Origin of the sequence: Campylobacter portucalensis, assembly GCF_009690845.1 — a bacterium.
Lineage (GTDB): Bacteria > Campylobacterota > Campylobacteria > Campylobacterales > Campylobacteraceae > Campylobacter_B > Campylobacter_B portucalensis.
Window position 1 is genome coordinate 1 of record NZ_VWSJ01000066.1, and the last position, 384, is coordinate 384.

The 384-nt window shown below is 31.2% G+C and carries 1 protein-coding gene; it reads right to left on the reverse strand.

Going from position 1 to position 384, the window contains the following annotated elements:
• Positions 1-384: hypothetical protein (locus F1B92_RS08895; protein WP_229770997.1), on the reverse strand; the 384-nt coding region annotated here is incomplete at both ends.

Here is a 384-nt window from a genome sequence, read left to right on the forward strand (position 1 = left end):
TGTAAATGTTTGAACATCTGGGTCATTGTAGCCAAAAACGCCTATTCTAGCATTTTTATCTCGCTTAAAAGCTGAATTTACTATATCTATGGCTTGTGCTTTAACCGAATTTATAGCTCCGTCCATAGAACCTGTTGTATCACTTAAAATGGCAAATTCATTTACCAACTCTTTGGTTAAATTTATTTCTAATTCTTTATTGTCAAAGTCATTGATAATAAGTCCATTTATTTTTAAAGTTTTTGAGCTTGTATCATACTCATAAGTAATATTTCCGTCATTACTTTTATAAATTTCTATATTACCGCTTGAGAGATTTTCATCAAATTTACCGCCTCTTAGCTGTGAGTTATTTAGATATACTCTGCCTTTACCGTCAGAGTC